Source organism: Rhizobium sp. P1_E6, assembly GCF_056405875.1.
In genome coordinates this window covers 1-1,369 of sequence record NZ_JBFUBG010000276.1, presented here as the reverse complement: position 1 = coordinate 1,369, position 1,369 = coordinate 1, and the positions used below count along the sequence as shown (strand labels likewise).

The window sequence follows — 1,369 nt, the reverse complement described above, 5'->3', positions numbered from 1 at the left end:
GCATAGACCTTGTCATGGGTGTAATCGAGCGACACGCCCCAGTTCGGCAGGTTGAAGTCGCCCAGCCACCAGGTGACGCGGCCGCCGTAATAGGGCGGGCTGCCGAAGGACTTGCCGTCCCAGCCGGCCCTGAAGGACGTGCCGTCGGAAACGTCGACATCGCTGTGCGGCGCCGTCTGGTAACCGCCGTAGATAGAGAATTCCAGATCTTCGGCCGAAGCCGTGCCAACCGCCGACGCAAGAGCGGAAAACGCAATGCCCACCAGAAGCGCGGTGGAACGATGCAATCTAAGTCTCATCAGATGCTCTCGGTCCTGAGTTCATCAAATACGCCGCGCTTTTTAAGCGAACTGACTAACCCGGTGAGAGCAAGGACAGCCCCGAGGAGGAGAGCGAGCATTATCGCATAGGCTCGTTCCTGTTCCGTGATGGAGCCAACTGCGACCCTATAAAACTCGGTTGCCAACAGTGCGATAAGGGTTGACGACGCTGTCGAATAGTCCTTCGCGACGACCCGCTTCAGGTTGAACGACATCCCCTTGGTCGATTCCGCAAAGGCGCTGAGTTTTAATCCCCATCGCGGAACATCTTTGCAATAGTCTAGGTAGGCCGCGCCGAACTTGTCGCGCAGGAAAGCTTCTTCCGCGTAGACGATGCACTGATAGAAAAAAGCGAAGAGAGCGGATCCGGCTGAGACCACGAAAGGATTGCCATGGAACACAAACAGTCCGACGTAGATCAGCATGTTGCCCACGTAGAGCGGATTTCTGCAGACACCGAACATACCCTCGGTAACAAGGTCGTCGGCGTAGACGCGTTTGTTCAAGCCACCCCGCCTGATGTAGGCGTAGCCAATGACGGTCGTGCGTAAAATCAACCCGCTGAGCACCATGAGCAGAGCCGCAATATCCTTCGGTCGCTCCAAAACTGGATTTCCCCACGGCGCGGTCGATGGCGGTGCAGCGACAAAGAGGGCAATGATGATCAGTGGGAAAGCCTGATTACGATACTTGAAGAGGAACGTCCCGATCCTCAGCATGATGACTTTCATGACGCTCACTTGATTGCGACGATGCCGCAGAAATTATACCAGCGGAAGAAGATTTCTGTGCTCCTGAAGCCGACCTCGTGAAGAAGCTGAATGTTTTCGTCGAGACGGTAAGGAATCAGGACGTTTTCCAGCGCTTCCCGCTTGTTGGAGATCTCGATCTGCGAGTAACCGTTTCGCCGCTTAAAGTCATAATAGTGATCTATGAAAAGGCGATTGAATGTCGTGTCTTCGCTGGTCAGCTTTTCGACGAGGAGCAGGCACCCCTGATCGTTCAGCCCGTCATGGATGGTCCGAATGACGCGCTCGCGGAAAAGAGAG

The 1,369-nt window shown here is 55.2% G+C and carries 2 protein-coding genes and 1 pseudogene; all 3 read right to left on the bottom strand.

All coding sequences use genetic code 11. The features are described 5' to 3' along the window. A pseudogene (locus AC1D35_RS36190) lies at positions 1 to 299 on the bottom strand (lipid A oxidase); the annotation flags it as partial. After that, positions 299 to 1,051, bottom strand: coding sequence for a methyltransferase family protein (locus AC1D35_RS36185; RefSeq protein ID WP_477853908.1), 753 nt, complete (start codon positions 1,049 to 1,051; stop codon positions 299 to 301). The pseudogene AC1D35_RS36190 and the gene AC1D35_RS36185, both read right to left, overlap by 1 nt. A gap of 5 nt (positions 1,052 to 1,056) precedes the next feature. Further along, positions 1,057 to 1,369 (bottom strand): class I SAM-dependent methyltransferase (locus AC1D35_RS36180; protein WP_477942830.1); only part of this gene is annotated, 313 nt, incomplete at its 5' end.